General features: G+C 66.9%; 15 protein-coding genes. 5 read left to right on the plus strand and 10 right to left on the minus strand.

What is annotated here, in order from left to right; translation table 11 throughout:
* Positions 1–14 precede the first annotated feature (14 nt).
* Positions 15–707 carry a YceD family protein gene (locus tag ACN6PJ_RS20730; protein WP_427997691.1) on the minus strand — a complete coding sequence of 231 codons (693 nt, stop codon included), beginning with the start codon at positions 705–707 and terminating at the stop codon, positions 15–17.
* 72 nt (positions 708–779) lie between these two features.
* Between ACN6PJ_RS20730 and ACN6PJ_RS20735 the strand changes: the two genes are divergently transcribed.
* The 3 genes from ACN6PJ_RS20735 to ACN6PJ_RS20745 are packed head-to-tail and all read left to right on the plus strand — an operon-like array spanning position 780 to position 2,941.
* Complete coding sequence (locus ACN6PJ_RS20735) at positions 780–1,382, plus strand: Maf-like protein (protein ID WP_427997692.1); 603 nt, start codon at positions 780–782, stop codon at positions 1,380–1,382.
* A 59-nt stretch (positions 1,383–1,441) separates the two neighbouring features.
* A complete protein-coding gene (locus tag ACN6PJ_RS20740; protein ID WP_427997693.1) occupies positions 1,442–2,152 on the plus strand; it encodes an SAM-dependent methyltransferase in 711 nt (236 codons plus the stop codon).
* Between the two features lie 3 nt (positions 2,153–2,155).
* The gene (locus tag ACN6PJ_RS20745; protein WP_427997694.1) at positions 2,156–2,941 is read left to right on the plus strand and encodes an N-acetylmuramoyl-L-alanine amidase; all 786 of its coding nucleotides are present in this window, start codon (positions 2,156–2,158) and stop codon (positions 2,939–2,941) included.
* A gap of 12 nt (positions 2,942–2,953) precedes the next feature.
* Here ACN6PJ_RS20745 and msrQ read toward each other — a convergent pair whose 3' ends face one another.
* From msrQ to ACN6PJ_RS20765, 4 genes are all read right to left on the minus strand, one after another.
* Positions 2,954–3,592 carry a protein-methionine-sulfoxide reductase heme-binding subunit MsrQ gene (gene msrQ, locus ACN6PJ_RS20750; RefSeq protein WP_427997695.1) on the minus strand — a complete coding sequence of 213 codons (639 nt, stop codon included), beginning with the start codon at positions 3,590–3,592 and terminating at the stop codon, positions 2,954–2,956.
* Between the two features lie 7 nt (positions 3,593–3,599).
* Positions 3,600–4,562: a protein-methionine-sulfoxide reductase catalytic subunit MsrP gene (msrP, locus tag ACN6PJ_RS20755; protein WP_427997776.1), complete on the minus strand. Its 963-nt coding sequence runs from the start codon at positions 4,560–4,562 to the stop codon at positions 3,600–3,602.
* Between the two features lie 153 nt (positions 4,563–4,715).
* A complete protein-coding gene (locus ACN6PJ_RS20760) occupies positions 4,716–5,384 on the minus strand; it encodes an HAD family hydrolase (protein ID WP_427997696.1) in 669 nt (222 codons plus the stop codon).
* 1 nt (position 5,385) lies between these two features.
* Positions 5,386–6,348, minus strand: a complete 963-nt coding sequence (locus ACN6PJ_RS20765) for an RluA family pseudouridine synthase (protein WP_427997697.1) — start codon at positions 6,346–6,348, stop codon at positions 5,386–5,388.
* A gap of 523 nt (positions 6,349–6,871) precedes the next feature.
* Between ACN6PJ_RS20765 and ACN6PJ_RS20770 the strand changes: the two genes are divergently transcribed.
* Positions 6,872–9,916 (plus strand): Rne/Rng family ribonuclease, encoded by a 3,045-nt coding sequence (locus ACN6PJ_RS20770; protein ID WP_427997699.1) that lies wholly within the window; start codon positions 6,872–6,874, stop codon positions 9,914–9,916.
* Positions 9,917–10,105: 189 nt separating this feature from the next.
* Here ACN6PJ_RS20770 and ACN6PJ_RS20775 read toward each other — a convergent pair whose 3' ends face one another.
* The 5 genes from ACN6PJ_RS20775 to argE form a co-directional block, all read right to left on the minus strand.
* A complete protein-coding gene (locus ACN6PJ_RS20775) occupies positions 10,106–10,654 on the minus strand; it encodes an acyloxyacyl hydrolase (protein ID WP_427997700.1) in 549 nt (182 codons plus the stop codon).
* A gap of 266 nt (positions 10,655–10,920) precedes the next feature.
* The gene (gene accD / locus ACN6PJ_RS20780) at positions 10,921–11,796 is read right to left on the minus strand and encodes an acetyl-CoA carboxylase, carboxyltransferase subunit beta (RefSeq protein WP_043543325.1); all 876 of its coding nucleotides are present in this window, start codon (positions 11,794–11,796) and stop codon (positions 10,921–10,923) included.
* Positions 11,797–11,831: 35 nt separating this feature from the next.
* A complete protein-coding gene (gene trpA, locus ACN6PJ_RS20785) occupies positions 11,832–12,695 on the minus strand; it encodes a tryptophan synthase subunit alpha (protein WP_427997701.1) in 864 nt (287 codons plus the stop codon).
* A gap of 10 nt (positions 12,696–12,705) precedes the next feature.
* Positions 12,706–13,905, minus strand: a complete 1,200-nt coding sequence (gene trpB, locus ACN6PJ_RS20790; protein WP_427997702.1) for a tryptophan synthase subunit beta — start codon at positions 13,903–13,905, stop codon at positions 12,706–12,708.
* Between the two features lie 136 nt (positions 13,906–14,041).
* Positions 14,042–15,193: an acetylornithine deacetylase gene (gene argE / locus ACN6PJ_RS20795; protein ID WP_427997703.1), complete on the minus strand. Its 1,152-nt coding sequence runs from the start codon at positions 15,191–15,193 to the stop codon at positions 14,042–14,044.
* Positions 15,194–15,329: 136 nt separating this feature from the next.
* Here argE and ACN6PJ_RS20800 point away from each other — a divergent pair, with 136 nt between their 5' ends.
* The gene (locus tag ACN6PJ_RS20800; protein ID WP_427997704.1) at positions 15,330–16,643 is read left to right on the plus strand and encodes an MFS transporter; all 1,314 of its coding nucleotides are present in this window, start codon (positions 15,330–15,332) and stop codon (positions 16,641–16,643) included.
* The last annotated feature ends 17 nt before the right edge of the window (positions 16,644–16,660 follow it).

Genomic DNA, 16,660 nt, shown 5'->3' on the forward strand with positions numbered 1-16,660 from the left:
GCCCGATGTTGATCTCAATCTTTGTGCTTCAGTTGTTCCAGCACCGCAAACGGCGACGGACGCTTGACAACGGGCTCCTCGGGAGGAGCTTCGCCGGCATTGGCCTGCGCGCCCGGGCATACATCATGCTTGGGCACATACGGAACGCTCAGAATGAGCTCATCTTCGACCTGGGCCAGCAGATCGAAGTGATGTGAACCCACCACCTTTTCAGGCAGGTTGGACACAAAACCTTTTCCTTCTTCGTCTTCGTCGCCCTCGTCTTCGATGCCGCCGGAATGTTCTCCGGAAGCAAAGCCGTCATCGAGATCGTCTTCGGACTTGACCAGCTGCAGCAGGACTTCGCTGTCGACCGGGTACGCAAACGGCGCGTTGCACCGCTGGCACACGACCACCGGATTCGCGCGCACGTGTAGATGCAGCAGCGGTTGACCCGCGAGGAGACCGGACTTGCCCTCTTCCCCTCGAACGGACCAGTGCGCAAGGCCGGCTTCGCCGGCAGGCTGCTCGGGCAGCCCGTCGACAAACCGCGTAAGCCGTACGAGCGGCACGCTACCCTGCGCTTCCTTGCCCAACCGGGCAAAAGCGAACGCGTCGATGCGCCTTGCATCCACCGGCGTTGCACCCGCGGCACGAGCGCCCTCACCGTCACCCTGGCCACCCGCGCTTTTGCCAAGCTTCCCGCCTGCCAAGCCCTTGGTGTTCATGATGATGTTCCTGCAAAAATGCCGCAAAACGTTAGATAATACTGTGACTTACGTATTAACGTCAAATATCGCATGCCCTTCAAGCCCAGCCTCATCCTCGCCTCCAGCTCACGCTACCGCAAAGAATTGCTGTCCCGCCTGCGCCTGCCATTTACCGCCGTTTCCCCGGATGTGGACGAAACGCCACAACCCGGCGAAACCCCCGAGGCCCTGGCCCTGCGGCTGTCCGTGGCGAAGGCCATGGCCGTGGCGGCGAACCACCCGGGCAGCATCGTGATCGGCTCGGACCAGGTGGCCACGGTGGACGGGCAGCCCATCGGCAAGCCGGGGAATTTCCCGCGCGCCCTGGCCCAATTGCGGGCCTTGTCGGGCCAGGTGGTGGAATTCCACAGCGCGCTGGCGGTCACTGACGGCCAGCGCGTGGAAAAAACCGACATCGTCACGCGCTGCCGTTTCCGCCGGCTGACCGACCAGGCGATCGAAGCCTATTTGCGCGCCGAGGAACCCTACGATACCGCAGGCAGCGCCAAGGCGGAAAGCCTGGGAATCGCGCTGATGGAAAGCATCCAGAGCGACGACCCGACCGCCATCATCGGCCTGCCCCTGATCGCGCTGACCGGCATGCTGGCCCGGTTCGGACTGGATCCGCTGGACGCGCCGGGAGCGCCCGCATGAGCCGCCCGGCCGCCCCGCAGGCCCAAGGCGCCGCAGCGATCCGGCATGAAGGATCCCCAATGAACGGCGCCCTGCACCTGATCCCCGTCGGCCTGGGCGACGCCCCGCCCGAGCGCTGGCTGCCCGCCGAGGCGCGCGCCCTGGCCGGCCGCCTGGACACCTATATCGCGGAAAACGCCAAGACCGCCCGCGCGTTCCTCAAATTGATCGGCACGGCCCGGCCGCTCCAGGAAATCACCATCCACACTCTCAGCGACAAGGTCGACGCGGCCCAGATCAAGGCCTGGCTCGAACCCATCAAGGCCGGGGCGGAAATCGGGCTGGTTTCCGAGGCAGGCTGCCCCGCGGTCGCGGATCCGGGCGCGAAAGTCGTGGATGCCGCCCACAGGCAGGGCATGACGGTCAAACCCTGGGTCGGCCCCTCTTCCATCCTGCTGGCGCTGATGGCGAGCGGACTGGACGGCCAGCGCTTCGCGTTCCACGGCTATGCGCCCGTGGACGCCACGGAGCGCGCCAAGCAGCTGCGTGCCTGGGAGCAGCATTCGGCCAGGCACAACCAGACCCAGATGCTGATCGAAACGCCCTATCGCAACGCCGCCATGTTCGCGACCCTATTGGCCAGCCTGAAGGGCGACACCAGGCTCTGCGTGGCCCGCTCGGTGACGACCGCCGACGAATGGATCGTCACGCGCAGCGTGTCCGACTGGAAGCAGCAGCCGGCGCCCCAGCTCGACAAGCTGCCTACGCTGTTCCTCTACCTGGCCCGCTGAACCATGTTCCGCCTGACCCTCGCGCTGCTGGCCGCGGCAGCCCTGGCGGGATGCGCGGCGCGCGGCCCCGCCGGCCTCGACCTGGACACTTCGGTGACCGCCGTCAGCCAGTCCAGCCGGGTCCGCGCCATCGTGCTGCACTACACCACCGTCGACGACGCCGGCTCGCTGGACCTGCTCTCCAAAGGCAAGGTCAGCGCCCACTATCTGGTGACCGATTCCGGCCGAACCTACCGCCTGGTCGACGAAAACCGGGCCGCGTGGCACGCCGGCGCCAGCTCCTGGTACGGCAACATCGCCATGAACAGCACCTCCATCGGCATCGAAGTCGTCAACCCCGGCTGGACGGACGGCCCCGACGGCAAACCCCTGTGGCACGCCTACAACGACCGCCAGCTGCGCGCGCTGACCCTCCTGCTGCGCGACATCATCCAACGCCACGGCATCGCGCCGGAGAACGTGGTGGGCCACAGCGACATCGCGCCCCAGCGCAAAGTGGACCCTGGCCCTCTTTTCCCATGGAAGGCCCTGGCGGATGCGGGGATCGGGCGCTGGTACGACGAGACCGGCGCGGCCGCGCACCGGGCCCGGCTGCAATCGCAAGGCATCCCGGACGTCGCCTGGTTCCAGCAGCAATTGCAGCGGCTGGGCTATGCCTGCCCGCAGGACGGCGTGCTGGACAAGGCGACGATCAACGCCCTGGCGGCGTTCCAGATGCATTACCGCCCCGCCCTGCACGATGGCCAGCCGGACGCGGAAACCGCCGCCATCATGCTGGCGATGCTGTAGCGGGCCGGCCCGCTAGGCGCGGCGGCGCAGCCACGCCGCCACGCGCCAGCCCAGCAGCACAGCCAGGACGGAGGCGTAGGCCAGGGGCTGCGCGAAATCGTTCTTGCCGGCCTTGTGCCACCAGTAGTGCAGCACCGCCAGCAGCCCTATGGCATACACGGCGCGATGCAGGCTTTGCCAGCGCTTGCCCAGCTTGCGCATGGCCCACTGCGTGGACGTGGCCGCCAGCGCGGCCATCAGCACGAATGCCGCGAATCCCGCCGTGATGAAGGGACGCTCACCGATATCGCGCACCATCGCAGCCGGATCCAGGCCGCGGTCCCACCAGACCCAGGCCATGAAATGCATGACCCCATAGAAAAAGGCGAACAGGCCGCACATGCGCCGCAGGCACACCAGGGCCGGCTGCCCGGTCAATCGGCGCAGCGGGGTGATGGCCAGCGTGACCAGCAGGCAGACGAGCGTCCAGGTGCCGGACGAGCGGGTCAGGAATTCGACCGGGTTCGCGGTCAGGCCGCCGTTGGCGCCCAGCCAGAACCAGCGCGCGAACGGCGCCAGCCCCAACAGGAACAGGATGGGCTTGAAGCGCCCCACCGCCTTTGCCGACAACGGGACCTTGCGCGGCGGCGCCTGCGAAATGCCATCGGGCATGGGCGCCTCAGTAGTTGGCCTTCAGGTCCATGCCCTGGTAGAGCGACGCGACCTGCTCGCCGTAACCATTGAACATCAGGGTCTTGCGCTTGGGCGAGAACAGGCCGTCCTCGCCGATGCGGCGTTCCGTGGCCTGGCTCCAACGCGGATGGGGCACATTGGGATTCACGTTGGCGTAAAAGCCGTACTCCTGGGACGCAGCCTGCATCCATGACGAAACGGGCGCTTTTTCCACCAGGCGGATCTTCACCAGCGACTTGGCCGACTTGAAGCCATATTTCCAGGGCACGGCCAGCCGGAGCGGAGCCCCGTTCTGGTTGGGCAGCACCTTGCCATAGACGCCGAAAACCAGCATGGCCAGCGGATGCATCGCCTCGTCGATGCGCAGCCCTTCGACATACGGCCACTCCAGGATCGCGGCGCGCACGCCAGGCATGTTTTCGCGCTGCACCGCGGTCACGAACTCCACGTACTTGGCGTTGCCGGTGGGCTCGACCTGCTTGAGCAGCACCGAAAGCGAATAACCCACCCAGGGGATGACCATGGACCAGCCCTCGACGCAGCGCAGCCGATACACGCGCTCTTCCATGGGAGCCAGCCTGAGCAGCTCCTCGATGGAAAAGGTGCGCGGCTTGCCGACCTCTCCCTCTACGCTCACGGCCCAGGGACGCGTCTGCAACTTGCCCGCATTGGCGGCCGGGTCTCCCTTGTCGACGCCGAACTCGTAGTAATTATTGTAGGAAGTGACGTCGGCCAGCGAGGTCTGCTTGTCCATGACGCTCAAGCCCGGGTTGGCCTTGCCGGACAATGCGCCGGCATCCTGCGCGAATGCGCTGCGCGCGGCCCAGCCCGGCAGGCCCGCCGCGGCCGCGGCCAGGCCCGCACGCAGCATCAGCTCGCGGCGCGAGCGCCAGACGGCCTCGGAGGTGATCTCGGACGGAAGAATATCGTCGGGCTTGCGTATCAGCATCATGGTCTCCGGTGCGGCGCCTGCGGAATAACGCCCCGCGCAACCCATGGACGACGCGGGGCTCCATGATATTCCGCGGGGGGCGCGGAGATTGCGGGTATTTCTTTATAGACCCGCCCGCAAGCCGGACGTTCCGCGCCCGCGGGCCCGGGCCTACCGTTCGGCGCCCGCCACTACCCGCGGCAGCAGCCATTCGCGCACGCCAGGCACGCTGTCGAGCACGGCCTGGGGAGCGCACCCCTCGAGTTCCTTCAAGGTGTGCGCGCCGTAGGTCACGCCCAGTCCATGCACGCCGGCGTTGGCCGCCATCTGCAGGTCGTGCGAGGTATCGCCGATCATCACCACCCGGTCCGGCGCCACATCCAGCTCCTGCATCAGTTCATGCAGCATCGCGGGATGCGGCTTGCTGAAGGTCTCGTCGGCGGTGCGGGTGGCATCGAAGAGCGGCCCCAGGCCGGTGGCGGCCAGGGCCCGGGTCAGGCCGACGCGGCTCTTGCCGGTCGCGACGGCCAGGCGCACGTTCTGCCCAGCTAGGTCGGTCAGCATCTCCTGCACGCCCTCGAAGAGGCGCAGTTCGGGATCGCGCAGCAGGTAATGCGTGCGATAGCGCTCCAGGAAACGCGGCAGCATGGCTTGCGTGAGCGCCGGCACGGCCCGCCGCAGGGCGCTTTCCAGGGACAGACCGATCACCCAGCTGGCATCGGATGCCGAGGGCACCGCCAGGTCCAGGTCGCGGCAGGCCCCCTGGATGGCGGCCACGATGCTGTGCGTGGAATCCATCAGGGTGCCATCCCAGTCAAAAACGACCAGCGAATACGACATATCAGACCGACTCCAGTTGTTTCAGTATTTTGACGCACGCCGGAGGCAGCTCGGCGGTAAGCGTCAGGGGCTCGCCCGTGAGGGGATGGGCCAGGGTCAATTGGTGGGCATGCAGGAACATCCGGCCGAAGCCCAGGCGCGCGAAGCGCGCCCGCACCTCGTCGTGGCCGTACTTGTCGTCGCCCACGATGGGAAAACCGCTGGCGGCCAGGTGCACCCGGATCTGGTGGGTGCGTCCGGTGCGCAGTTCGGCGTCGACCAGACTGTAACCGCCGAAGCGCCGCTTGAGCGTGACGATGGTGTGCGCCGACTGCCCGTCCGGATCCACCTTGACCCGGCGCTCGCCGGATTGCGTGGTCCATTTGGACAGACCCAGCTTGATGTGCTGGCGGTCGTTGACCCAATCGCCTTCGACCAGCGCCAGATAGTGCTTGTCCCCTTTTCCTTCGCGCAACATGGCATGCAGCGCCAGCAGCGCGCTGCGCTTCTTGGCCACCATCAGCAGGCCGGACGTCTCCCGGTCCAGCCGGTGGACCAGTTCCAGGAATTTGGCGCCGGGCCGAGCGGCGCGCAACTGCTCGATCACGCCGAAAGAGACGCCGCTGCCTCCATGCACCGCCACGCCGGCGGGCTTGTCCACCACCAGCAGCGCGTCGTCTTCGAACACGATGGGGAACTCCGCGCCGGGCACCGGCCGGGGAGCGCCTGGATCCGGCAGCCGCAACGGGGGGATGCGCACGACATCGCCTTCGGCGACGCGATAGTCCGCCGAGATGCGTCCCTTGTTTACCCGCACCTCGCCGCCGCGGATGGCCTTGTAGATATGGGTCTTGGGGACGCCCTTGCACAGCCTGACCAGGTAATTGTCCAGACGCTGGCCGGCATGCTCGGCGCCCACCTCCACCATGCGGACGGCGGGAGCGGCTTTAGAGGGGGAAGAAGGGGAGGAAGTTTCTTTGCGCATTGCGGAAAGCGACATATAATCGGGACAGCCTAAAGGGGCTGAACCAGCCGCCTGACGTAGAGATGCAACGGTACGCAACTCCGTCGAGCGCGTGGGCCGCCATTGTACTGCCTGCTCATTCAGTCCCTGGGTCTCTTGGTCGCCGGCGCAACCGCGCCCTGCCGGATAGTGGTGTGGCATTCATTTTGCCCGCTGTCCCAGCAGGTCCGTTGCATGCCGCAAGCGGCTCTGAAGCACTGCAAGAATCGTCGCATATTTAAAGCACCAGCTGCGTGTAGGCAACCAATCCGACCGCAACTGCCGTTCACAGCAATTTTTCCGTCAAACCACATTCAGTGAAGCTGACCCTCCTGCTGACAGAACCCCGTGCCCCACGGCACGACGTGCCCGCCTGACCCGCGGCGGATACGCCTGGGCGCCGCCCAGGTACGGTCCGCATCTTCTTGCCCGCTTCAGCCGCAGCCCGAGTGGCCCGAGGTCACGCGCCGATATCGGCGCGTCATGACAACGGAGAAACCCTCTCATGAAGCGCATGCTGTTCAATGCGACGCATCAGGAAGAATTACGCGTCGCTATCGTCGATGGGCAAAAACTCATCGACCTCGACATCGAGACTGCCGGCCGCGAACAACGCAAAGGCAACATCTACAAAGGTGTCATCACCCGGATCGAACCCGGCCTCGAAGCTTGCTTCGTCAACTACGGTGAAGACCGTCACGGTTTCCTGCCTTTCAAGGAAGTGGCCCGCAGCTACTTCAAGGAAGGCGTGGACGTCCGCAGCGCCCGCATCCAGGACGCCCTGCGCGAAGGCCAGGAACTGATCGTCCAGGTCGAAAAGGAAGAACGCGGCAACAAGGGCGCAGCCCTGACCACGTTCATCTCGCTCGCCGGCCGCTACCTGGTCCTGATGCCCAACAACCCCCGCGGCGGCGGCGTTTCGCGCCGCGTCGAGGGCGAAGACCGCCAGGAACTGCGCGACACCATGGAGCAGCTCGAGCTGCCCCAGGGCATGAGCATCATCGCCCGCACGGCCGGCATCGGCCGCAACGTCGAAGAACTCCAGTGGGACCTGTCCTATCTGTTACAGCTCTGGACGGCCATCGACGGCGCCGCGCGCGACAACTCCGCGCCCATCCTGATCTATCTGGAATCCAGCCTGGTCATCCGAGCCATCCGCGACTACTTCTCCCCGGAAATCGGCGAAATCCTCATCGATACCGACGAGATCGCCGACCAGGCCACCGCCTTCATGAGCGTGGTGATGCCTGACAACGTGCAGCGCGTCAAACGCTACCGCGACGATATCCCCCTCTTCTCCCGCTTCCAGATCGAACACCAGATCGAAACGGCGTACTCGCGCACGGTGCAGTTGCCCTCGGGCGGCGCCATCGTCATCGACCACACCGAAGCGCTGGTGTCCGTGGACGTCAATTCGGCCCGCTCCACCCGCGGCGCCGACATCGAGGAAACCGCGCTGCGCACCAACTCGGAAGCGGCGGACGAAGTGGCCCGCCAGCTGCGCCTGCGCGACCTGGGCGGCCTGATCGTCATCGACTTCATCGACATGGAGGACAGCAAGAACCAGCGCGCCGTCGAACAGCGCCTGCGCGACGCCCTCCATTTCGACCGCGCCCGCGTCCAGATGGGCAAGATTTCCCGCTTCGGCCTGATGGAGCTGTCGCGCCAGCGCCTGCGTCCCGCCCTGAATGAAGGCTCGCACATCACCTGCCCGCGCTGCAACGGCACCGGCGTGATCCGCGACGCGGAGTCCAGCGCCCTGCACGTGCTGCGCCTGCTGCAGGAAGAGGCGATGAAGGAAAACACCGCCGCCGTGCACGCTCAGGTGCCGGTCGATGTCGCCACCTACCTGCTGAACGAAAAGCGCGCCGACATCACCAAGATGGAAGCCCGCCTGAAGGTCAACCTGCTGCTGATCCCCAACAAGCACCTGGAGACCCCGCATCACCACATCGAGCGCCTGCGCCACGACGATCCCCGCCTGGAAGAGCTGAAGACGAGCTTCGAGCTGGTCGAGGCACCCGCCACCGACGCGCCCTGGCAACCGCGCGAGCATGAAGTCAAGTCCCGTCCGGAAGCGCTGGTCAAGGGCATCACTCCCTCGCAACCCGCCCCCGTTTCGACGCCGGCTCCCGCGGCCGCCGCGCCCGCGCCGGCCGCCTCCGGCGGCCTGGGCGGCCTGTTCAAGCGCCTGGTCGGCTGGCTGACCGGCGGCGCCGACACGGCCAAACCCGCCCCCGCCGTGCAGGAAGACAGCACCAAGCGCGCCACCTCCGGCCGCGGCAAGGGCCGCGCTGGCCACGATGGCCAGGAACGCCGTGGCGAACGCCACGGTTCGGACCGTAACCGCAACCGCCGTGGCGAATCGCGCGGCGAAGGCGCGGAAGGCAGCGAAGGCGGCCGCCATCACGTGCGCGGCGGCCGTCGCGCCGAAGGCGAACGCCAGGAACGCGGCGAACGGCACAACCGCAACGAGGCCCGCGGCGAGCGCGACGCCCAGGCCGCTCAGTCGGCCCTGGCGTCCAACCGCCCCGAGCAAGCCGAACAAGCCGCCGGGGAAGACACCGGCGCTGGCCGCAATCGCCGCCGCGGCCGTGGCCGCAACCGCCGCGAAGAGGGCCAGTCCGATGCGCCGATGAGCGAACAGGAAAGCATGGTCGCCGCGCTGGCCCAGACGGTCGCCACCGCCCTGCCCGACACCGCGCAGCCCGCGCCGGAAGCCCCCCAGGAAGCCGCTGACGCCCTTGACCAGGCCGCGGATGCCGTTCCGGCCGGCGAAGGCGCCGAGAACGCCGTCGATCCGGAACGCAAGCGCCGCCGCCGCCGCAGCCGCCGCGGCCGTCGCAGCCAGGAAGAAGGCAGCCTGGCCGCCGGCGACGAGCAGATGGAGGAAAGCGCCGACGAAGAAGCGGGCGAGCAGCGGGAAGCCGCCGCCGACCTGCCCGCCGCGGCTCCCGTGCAGGCTGAGCAAGCCAGCCAGGCCCAACCGGTAGATGCCGCGCCGGCCCCGGTCGAGCAGGCCGAAACCGCCCCGGCCGAGGCCCCGCAGGAACAGGCCGAGCCCGTGCAAGCGCAGGCCGCCGAGCCCGCCGCCCAGGTTGAGCAGGCCGCTGCTCCCGCCCCCGAGGCGATGCAGCCGGTCGTCGTTCAGCCCGCCAGCGAGGTTTCCGCGCCCGTGGCTCCCGCCGCTCCCGTGGAAGCAGCCGCCGTCGAACCCGTGGCTACGCCCGTCGTCGCGCCGGCCCAGCCGGAAACCGCGGCCCCGGCTCCTGCCGCGGCGCCTGCCGCCCCGGTTCCCGCCGAAGAAGCTTCGGCCAGCGCGCAGCAGCCCATCGTGGTGCCCGCCGCCGCCCCGTCGGCCAAGGCCCAGGCCCTGCACGACGTGGTGAACGCCGCCGGCCTGCAGTGGGTCGAAACCGATCCGGACCGTCACGCCCAGACGCAGCTGCGCATTGCGGCCTCGCACAAGCCGGCCCGCCTCGGCCGCGAGCGCAAGCCGGTCGCGCCGGTCTCCAACGAACCGCTGGTTCAGGTCGAGACGCGCCACTAAGCCGGCGCCTGGCCGCACGGAAAGCCCCCGCCATGCGGGGGCTTTTTTTTGCCATCGCCTCTTCCCCGGGAAAGACGCCCCCGAGCAGGCGGTAGCGTTGGGGAATGATTCCTGCCGCCGAAGGCAGCGGGGCTGCGGCCAATAAAAAAGCCCTCGGGATCGAGGGCTTTTTTGTTGGCCTGCGCTTTTTCAGAACTGGTAGGTGTAGGTGAGCTGCACCACGTCCAGACCCGGATTGGGGCGCTTGATGCTGGCGTTCGAAAAGTGCGAGTAGCGCACCCCGATGCGGTTGTTCGGCGTCACCAGGAAGCCCAGGCCGACGTGATCGCCGAACTGGAAGGCCGTGCTGATGTTCTCGTCCGCGAAGCGCGTGCTGGAGAAGAGCGTGGCGCCGATGCCGGCCTCGATGTAGAAGCGTTCGCCCGTCCACCAGCGGAACATGGGAATGGCGTTGAATTGCCAGACGTGCCCGGGAGAGCGCGAACCGTTCGCCTGCCAGTACGAGGCGCCGAACTCCGGCGTCAGGTCCAGGCGGCCCCAGTTGCCGCCGAAATGGTAGGTCCAGACCGAAGGCGTTTCGTAGTTCAGCGTCAGGCGCTGGTAGTGGTCTCCAATGCCGTAGTGCAGGCTCACGCCGCCCTGGGTGCCATCGGACGATTGGGCGCTTGCGACCGTCGCGGTTGCGGCCAGGGCCAGCCCGACAAGGCGTGTCAGCATTTTCTTCTTGGTCGACTGCATTGGAATTACTCCGTAGATTTCAACTCTAGATCGCAACATAGCAAAATACGGGCCACGCGACTTGATTTGTGTCGCACCCAGGCAACATCACGGATGGAAAACACTGTTCCGTAAAACGAGCGCCACAAACTCGCGCGGCGCGCCTGGATTCCCGGTGGCCGCCCCGACGAAAAATGCCGCCGGCGGGCCCGGCCCGCCGACGGCATATTGCCACTGCCAGCCCCGGCCGCCTAGCGGCGGTTGGTCCGGGAACCGGAAGGGATTCGTCAGGCCGTAACCACGTCCGCCGGCTGGTTGGTCAGCAACGCCAGCAGGCGGGCGATCTCTTCGCGCAACTGGCGGCGGTCCACCACCATGTCGATCGCGCCCTTCTGCAACAGGAACTCGGCGCGCTGGAAGCCCTCCGGCAGCTTTTCGCGCACGGTCTGTTCGATCACGCGCGGGCCGGCAAAGCCGATCAGCGCCTTGGGTTCGGCGATGACCACGTCGCCCATGAAGGCGAAGCTGGCCGACACGCCGCCCATGGTGGGGTCGGTCAGCACGCTGATGAACGGCAGGCCGGCCGCGGACAGGCGCGTCAGCATGGCGTTCGTCTTGGCCATCTGCATCAGCGACAGCAGGCTTTCCTGCATGCGCGCGCCGCCCGAGGCTGCCACACAGATGAAGGAAGTCTTGTTGTCCAGGGCGGCCTGGGCGCCGCGCGCGAAGCGCTCGCCGACCACCGAGCCCATGGAGCCGCCCATGAATTCGAACTCGAAGCAGGCCAGCGTCGCCGGCACGCCACGGATGGAGCCGCTCATGACCACCAGGGCGTCGGTCTCGCCAGTCTGCTTGACCGCTTCCTGGAGGCGCTCGGGATACTTGCGCGTGTCCTTGAACTTCAGTGAATCGACCGAACGCGTGGTCTGGCCGATTTCAACGCGGCCTTCCATGTCGAGCAGCGAATCGATGCGGGCGCGGGCGCCGATGCGCATGTGATGGTCGCACTTGGGGCAGACATGCAGATTGGCGGCCAGGTCTTCGCTGTACAGCACCGATTCGCACGACGGGCATTTCACCCATAGGCCTTCGGGAACGCGGCGGGCGCCGCTGTCGCTGGTTTTGTTGATGCGAGGAGGCAGGAGTTTTTCGATCCAGCTCATTGTTTTTTCATCCCGTATGAGGTCGCGCCCGCCATTCAGGCCGACGCGTTTTCTCGTTTCACTAGATCCAGCGCCTGCCGGATGGTGCGCAGCCAGCCGCTGGCGGCGGCGACTGCGGCATCGGTTTTCTGGGCAGCCGGGGCATCCGCCACCGCCTGCTCCATGGTTTCAATCAGCTTGCTGCCGATGACGACCGCGTCGGCGGCGCGCGCCACGCGCTGGGCGCTTTCGGCGTCGCGGATGCCGAACCCGACGCCGACCGGAATGTCGCGCACGTGGCGGCGGATCACGGCCACGCGCTCGGCCACGTCATCGGTATTCAGCGAGCCCGAGCCCGTCACGCCCTTGAGCGACACGTAGTACACATAGCCGCGGGCGACCCCGGCCACGGCCTTGATGCGCTCTTCCGTGGACGTGGGCGCCAGCAGGAAAATGGGGGCAATGCCATGCTCGCCCAGCGTCGCGGCAAATTCCACGACCTCTTCGGGCGGATAGTCCACCACCAGCACGCCGTCCACGCCCGCCTTTTCGGCGTCGCGCGCGAACTGGTCCTGGCCCATGCGTTCGATCGGGTTGGCGTATCCCATCAGCACGACCGGCGTGGCGGTATCGCGCTGGCGGAACTCGGCCACCATTTCCAGAACGCGGGCCAGGCCCACGCCCTGCGCGATGGCGCGCTCGGCGGCCCGCTGGATGACGGGACCGTCGGCCATCGGGTCGGAGAACGGCACGCCGAGCTCGATGACGTCGGCCCCGGCCTCGACCAGCGCATGCATGAGGGGAACGGTGGTCGCGGGGGACGGATCGCCCGCGGCGATGTAGGGGATCAGCGCCGCGGCGCGGCCGGATTCGGCGGTGCGCGCGAAAGCGGCGGCGATGCGGTCGATGCGAGTTGCCATGGTCGGGCCCTTAAAGCTCGATACCGGCCTTTTCGGCGACGGTATGCATATCTTTGTCGCCACGGCCCGACAAATTGACCAGGATGATGGCCTCGCGCGGCAGCGTGGGCGCCATTTTCACGGCCTGGGCGATGGCGTGCGACGATTCAAGCGCCGGCATGATGCCTTCGATGCGGCAGCAGTCGTGGAAGGCCTTCAGGGCTTCGTCGTCGGTGATGCCGACGTACTCGGCGCGGCCGGAATCCTTCAGCCAGGCATGTTCCGGGCCGACGCCGGGATAATCCAGGCCGGCCGACACGGAGTGCGTTTCGATGACCTGGCCGTCGGCGTCCTGCATGACGTAGGTGCGGTTGCCGTGCAGCACGCCCACCTGGCCCGCGGCCAGCGATGCGGCGTGGCGCCCGGTATCCATGCCCTCGCCCGCGGCCTCGACGCCGATCAGGCGCACGTTTTCGTACGGGATATAGGGATGGAAGATGCCCATGGCATTGGAGCCGCCGCCCACGGCCGCCACGACGTAGTCGGGCTGGCGGCCGGCGGCTTCGGGCATCTGCGTCAGGCACTCGTTGCCGATCACGGTCTGGAAATCGCGCACCATGCGGGGATAGGGGTCGGGGCCCGCTACCGTGCCGATGATGTAGAACGTGTTCTCGATATTGGTGACCCAGTCGCGCATGGCTTCGTTCAGCGCGTCCTTCAGGGTGCACGAACCGGAGGTGACCGGAACGACCGTGGCCCCAAGCAGCTTCATGCGGTAGACGTTCGACGCCTGGCGGCGGACGTCTTCGCTGCCCATGTAGACCACGCACTCCATGCCGTAGCGGGCCGCCACGGTGGCGGTGGCCACGCCGTGCTGGCCGGCGCCGGTCTCGGCGATGACGCGCGGCTTGCCCATGCGCTTGGCCAGCAAGGCCTGGCCGATGCAGTTGTTCACCTTGTGGGCGCCGGTGTGGTTCAAGTCTTCGCGCTTGAACCAGATCTGGGCGCCGCCCAGTTGGTCAGACCAGCGGCGGGCATGGTAGACCGGGCTGGGCCGGCCGACGAAATGCTTGAGTTCGTAATTGAACTCTTCCAGGAAGGCGGGGTCGACACGATAACGGTCGTAGGCCGCGCGCAGCTCGTCGAGCGCGTGCATCAGCGTTTCCGCCACGAAAACGCCACCATAAGGGCCGAAATGGCCCTTGGCATCCGGAAAGTCGTAAGGTTTCACCAAGCATCTCCCCCGGCATCGCGGCAGGCCTCTGCCGTCCGCAAATCCGGTTTGCAACCCGGCATTTTACCTGACGCCGGCCGCGGCCGGGCACGGGCGCGGGTAAGCGCCCGGCCCGGAAACGGCTGACGCGGCCTCAGAGCGATTGCCCGAGGCGGCGCAGGAAGGTCTCGCACGAGGCCAACTGGTCCAGCGCGACGTATTCGTTCGGCTTGTGGGCCTGTTCGATGTGGCCCGGGCCGCAGACGACCGTGGGGATGCCGATGCCCTGGAACAGGCCGGCTTCGGTGCCGTAGGCGACCTTGCGGGTCGTGCGATCTTCGGTCAGCGCGCGCACCAGCTGGGTGATGGCCGCTTCCTCGGACGCTTCCAGCGCCGGCGCCGCCGCCCCCGTTTCGATCTCGATGCTGGCGCCGTCGAACTCGGCCTTCATGCGCGGCAGGAGCTCTTCGCGCACGTATTTCTCGACTTCGGCCTGGATCGCGTCGGGCTGCATGCCGGGCAGGTTGCGGAATTCATAGCTGAATTCGCAGGATTCCGGAATGGTGTTGACCGCGATGCCGCCCTGGATCTGGTTGGTGGTCATCGTGGAGAACGGAACGTCGTAGAACTGGTCGTACGGGCCATTGGCCTTGAAGCTGTCGGCTAGGTCCCGGATGCGGCAGATCAGGCGGGCCGCGTACTCGATGGCGTTGCAGCCGCGCGGCGTCAGGGACGAATGCGCCGCCTTGCCGTGCACCTTGCAGCGGAACAGGTTGATGCCCTTGTGCGCGACCACCACCTGCATGCCCGTGGGCTCGCCCACCACGCAGCCTTCCGGCCGGATGCCGCGGTCGTGCAGGTCGGCCAGCATGTAGGGCGCGCCGGCGCAGCCCACTTCCTCGTCGTAGGAAAACGCCAGGTGGATCGGCTTCTTGCGGGGCATGGCCAGGAATTCCGGCACCATCGCAAGCGAGCCGGCGATGAAGCCCTTCATGTCGCAACTGCCGCGGCCATAGAGCAGGCCGTCCTTTTCGACGAGCTTGAACGGGTCCGTGCTCCAGTCCTGGCCGTCCACGGGCACCACGTCGGTATGGCCCGACAGGACGATCCCGCCCTGCAGGCCGCCGTCCTGCGCCGGCAGGGTGGCGAACAGATTGGCCTTGGTGCGCTCCGGATTGTGCGCCAGCCATGCGTCGACGCCCTGGCCCTTGAGCCAATCGCGGACGGTTTCGATCAGGGCAAGATTGGAATTGCGGCTGGTGGTGTCGAAACCGACCAGCGTTTCCAGCCAGGTGCGCGCGTTCATGTCACTACTCTCGTGGGGGAAAAGGAGAAGTGTAAAGCCAGGCGGCGCCCGCGTCTCGGACGGCCGGACAGGCCCCGGATCCGGCGAAGCGCCTAGAATGTCGGCCGAATCGACCAAACACCCCCAAGGAGAAACCGTGCAGCACAAGGCAGTTCCCACGCGCAACATCGTGGCGGCAGTAATCGGCAATGCCCTCGAATGGTATGACTTCCTGGTGTTCGCGTTCATGACGCCGATCATCTCGAAGCTCTTCTTCCCCACCGACCCCAGCGTGCCCGGCAGCGAGCTGAACGCCATCCTGATGACCACCGCCATCTTCGGCGTCGGCTTCTTCATGCGCCCGGTCGGCGGCATCATCCTGGGCCTGTACGGCGACAAAAAGGGCCGCAAGGCCGCCATGGTGATGGTCACGTCGCTCATGGCCGTGTCCATCGCCCTGATCACCGTCGCCCCCACCTATCACGCCGCCGGCATCCTGGCCCCGATCTTCATCCTCATCGCGCGCCTGCTGCAGGGCTTTTCGGCAGGCGGCGAATTCGGCACCTCCACGGCGCTGCTGATCGAGATGGCGCCCAACGGCAGGCGCGGATTCTATGGTTCATGGCAGATGGCCGGCCAGATGCTGGCGCTCCTGATCGGCGCCGCCTGCGGCACCCTCATCACCGAGTTCTTCACGCCGCAGCAGATCGCCGACTGGGCATGGCGCCTGCCCTTCGCCTTCGGCCTGGTCATCGTGCCGATCGCCATCTACATCCGCCGCAACATCGACGAAACCGACGCCTTCAAGCAGATCAAGGAAGAAGAGCGCCAGGCGGCCGCGCGCGGCGACGTGCAACGCCTGAGCCTGGGCCAGATGCTGAAGACGCATACGCGCGAAACGCTGATCGGCGTGGGCCTGGTCGTGACCGCGACCGTCTCCATCTACATCACCTTCACGTACCTGGTGACGTACTCCACGCAGATCCTGAAACTGCCGCTGAACCAGACCTTCCTGGTGCAGATGGCCGGCGCAGCGCTGATGGTACTGCTGACGCCCTTCATGGGCGCCTGGTCGGACCGCCTGGGCCGCCGCCCCATCGTGATCGGCTCGCTGATCGGCTATCTGCTCGTGCTGTACCCGCTGTACTACTGGCTGTCCGACGCCCCCTCCATCGGCCGCCTGCTGACGGTGCAGGTCGTCGTCTGCCTGTTCGTCTCGGCCTTCTTCGGCGTGTTCAGCACCGTGATGGCGGAGCTGTTCCCGGCGCGGGTGCGCTCGGTGGGCCTGTCCCTGGCCTACAACGTGGCCGTGATGATCTTCGGCGGCTTCGCCCAGTTCATCGTAACCTGGCTGATCAAGACTACCGGCTCGCCGATGGCGCCCGCCTACTACGTCATGTTCGGCGTCGCGCTGGGCCTGATCGCCTCGTTCTACATGCGCGAGCGCGCGCACGACAAGCTGGACGACTGAGCCCGGCCCCCCCCCCC

This window comes from Achromobacter sp., assembly GCF_050285585.1.
Classification (GTDB): Bacteria; Pseudomonadota; Gammaproteobacteria; order Burkholderiales; family Burkholderiaceae_B; genus Achromobacter.

Excerpts from the sequence above, each read along its gene's own strand:
- ACN6PJ_RS20730 (WP_427997691.1), bottom strand. The coding sequence starts at position 707 with ATGAACACCAAGGGCTTGGCAGGCGGGAAGCTTGGCAAAAGCGCGGGT.
- ACN6PJ_RS20735 (WP_427997692.1), top strand. The coding sequence starts at position 780 with ATGCCCTTCAAGCCCAGCCTCATCCTCGCCTCCAGCTCACGCTACCGC.
- ACN6PJ_RS20740 (WP_427997693.1), top strand. The coding sequence starts at position 1,442 with ATGAACGGCGCCCTGCACCTGATCCCCGTCGGCCTGGGCGACGCCCCG.
- ACN6PJ_RS20745 (WP_427997694.1), top strand. The coding sequence starts at position 2,156 with ATGTTCCGCCTGACCCTCGCGCTGCTGGCCGCGGCAGCCCTGGCGGGA.
- msrQ (WP_427997695.1), bottom strand. The coding sequence starts at position 3,592 with ATGCCCGATGGCATTTCGCAGGCGCCGCCGCGCAAGGTCCCGTTGTCG.
- msrP (WP_427997776.1), bottom strand. The coding sequence starts at position 4,562 with ATGCTGATACGCAAGCCCGACGATATTCTTCCGTCCGAGATCACCTCC.
- ACN6PJ_RS20760 (WP_427997696.1), bottom strand. The coding sequence starts at position 5,384 with ATGTCGTATTCGCTGGTCGTTTTTGACTGGGATGGCACCCTGATGGAT.
- ACN6PJ_RS20765 (WP_427997697.1), bottom strand. The coding sequence starts at position 6,348 with ATGCGCAAAGAAACTTCCTCCCCTTCTTCCCCCTCTAAAGCCGCTCCC.
- ACN6PJ_RS20770 (WP_427997699.1), top strand. The coding sequence starts at position 6,872 with ATGAAGCGCATGCTGTTCAATGCGACGCATCAGGAAGAATTACGCGTC.
- ACN6PJ_RS20775 (WP_427997700.1), bottom strand. The coding sequence starts at position 10,654 with ATGCAGTCGACCAAGAAGAAAATGCTGACACGCCTTGTCGGGCTGGCC.
- accD (WP_043543325.1), bottom strand. The coding sequence starts at position 11,796 with ATGAGCTGGATCGAAAAACTCCTGCCTCCTCGCATCAACAAAACCAGC.
- trpA (WP_427997701.1), bottom strand. The coding sequence starts at position 12,695 with ATGGCAACTCGCATCGACCGCATCGCCGCCGCTTTCGCGCGCACCGCC.
- argE (WP_427997703.1), bottom strand. The coding sequence starts at position 15,193 with ATGAACGCGCGCACCTGGCTGGAAACGCTGGTCGGTTTCGACACCACC.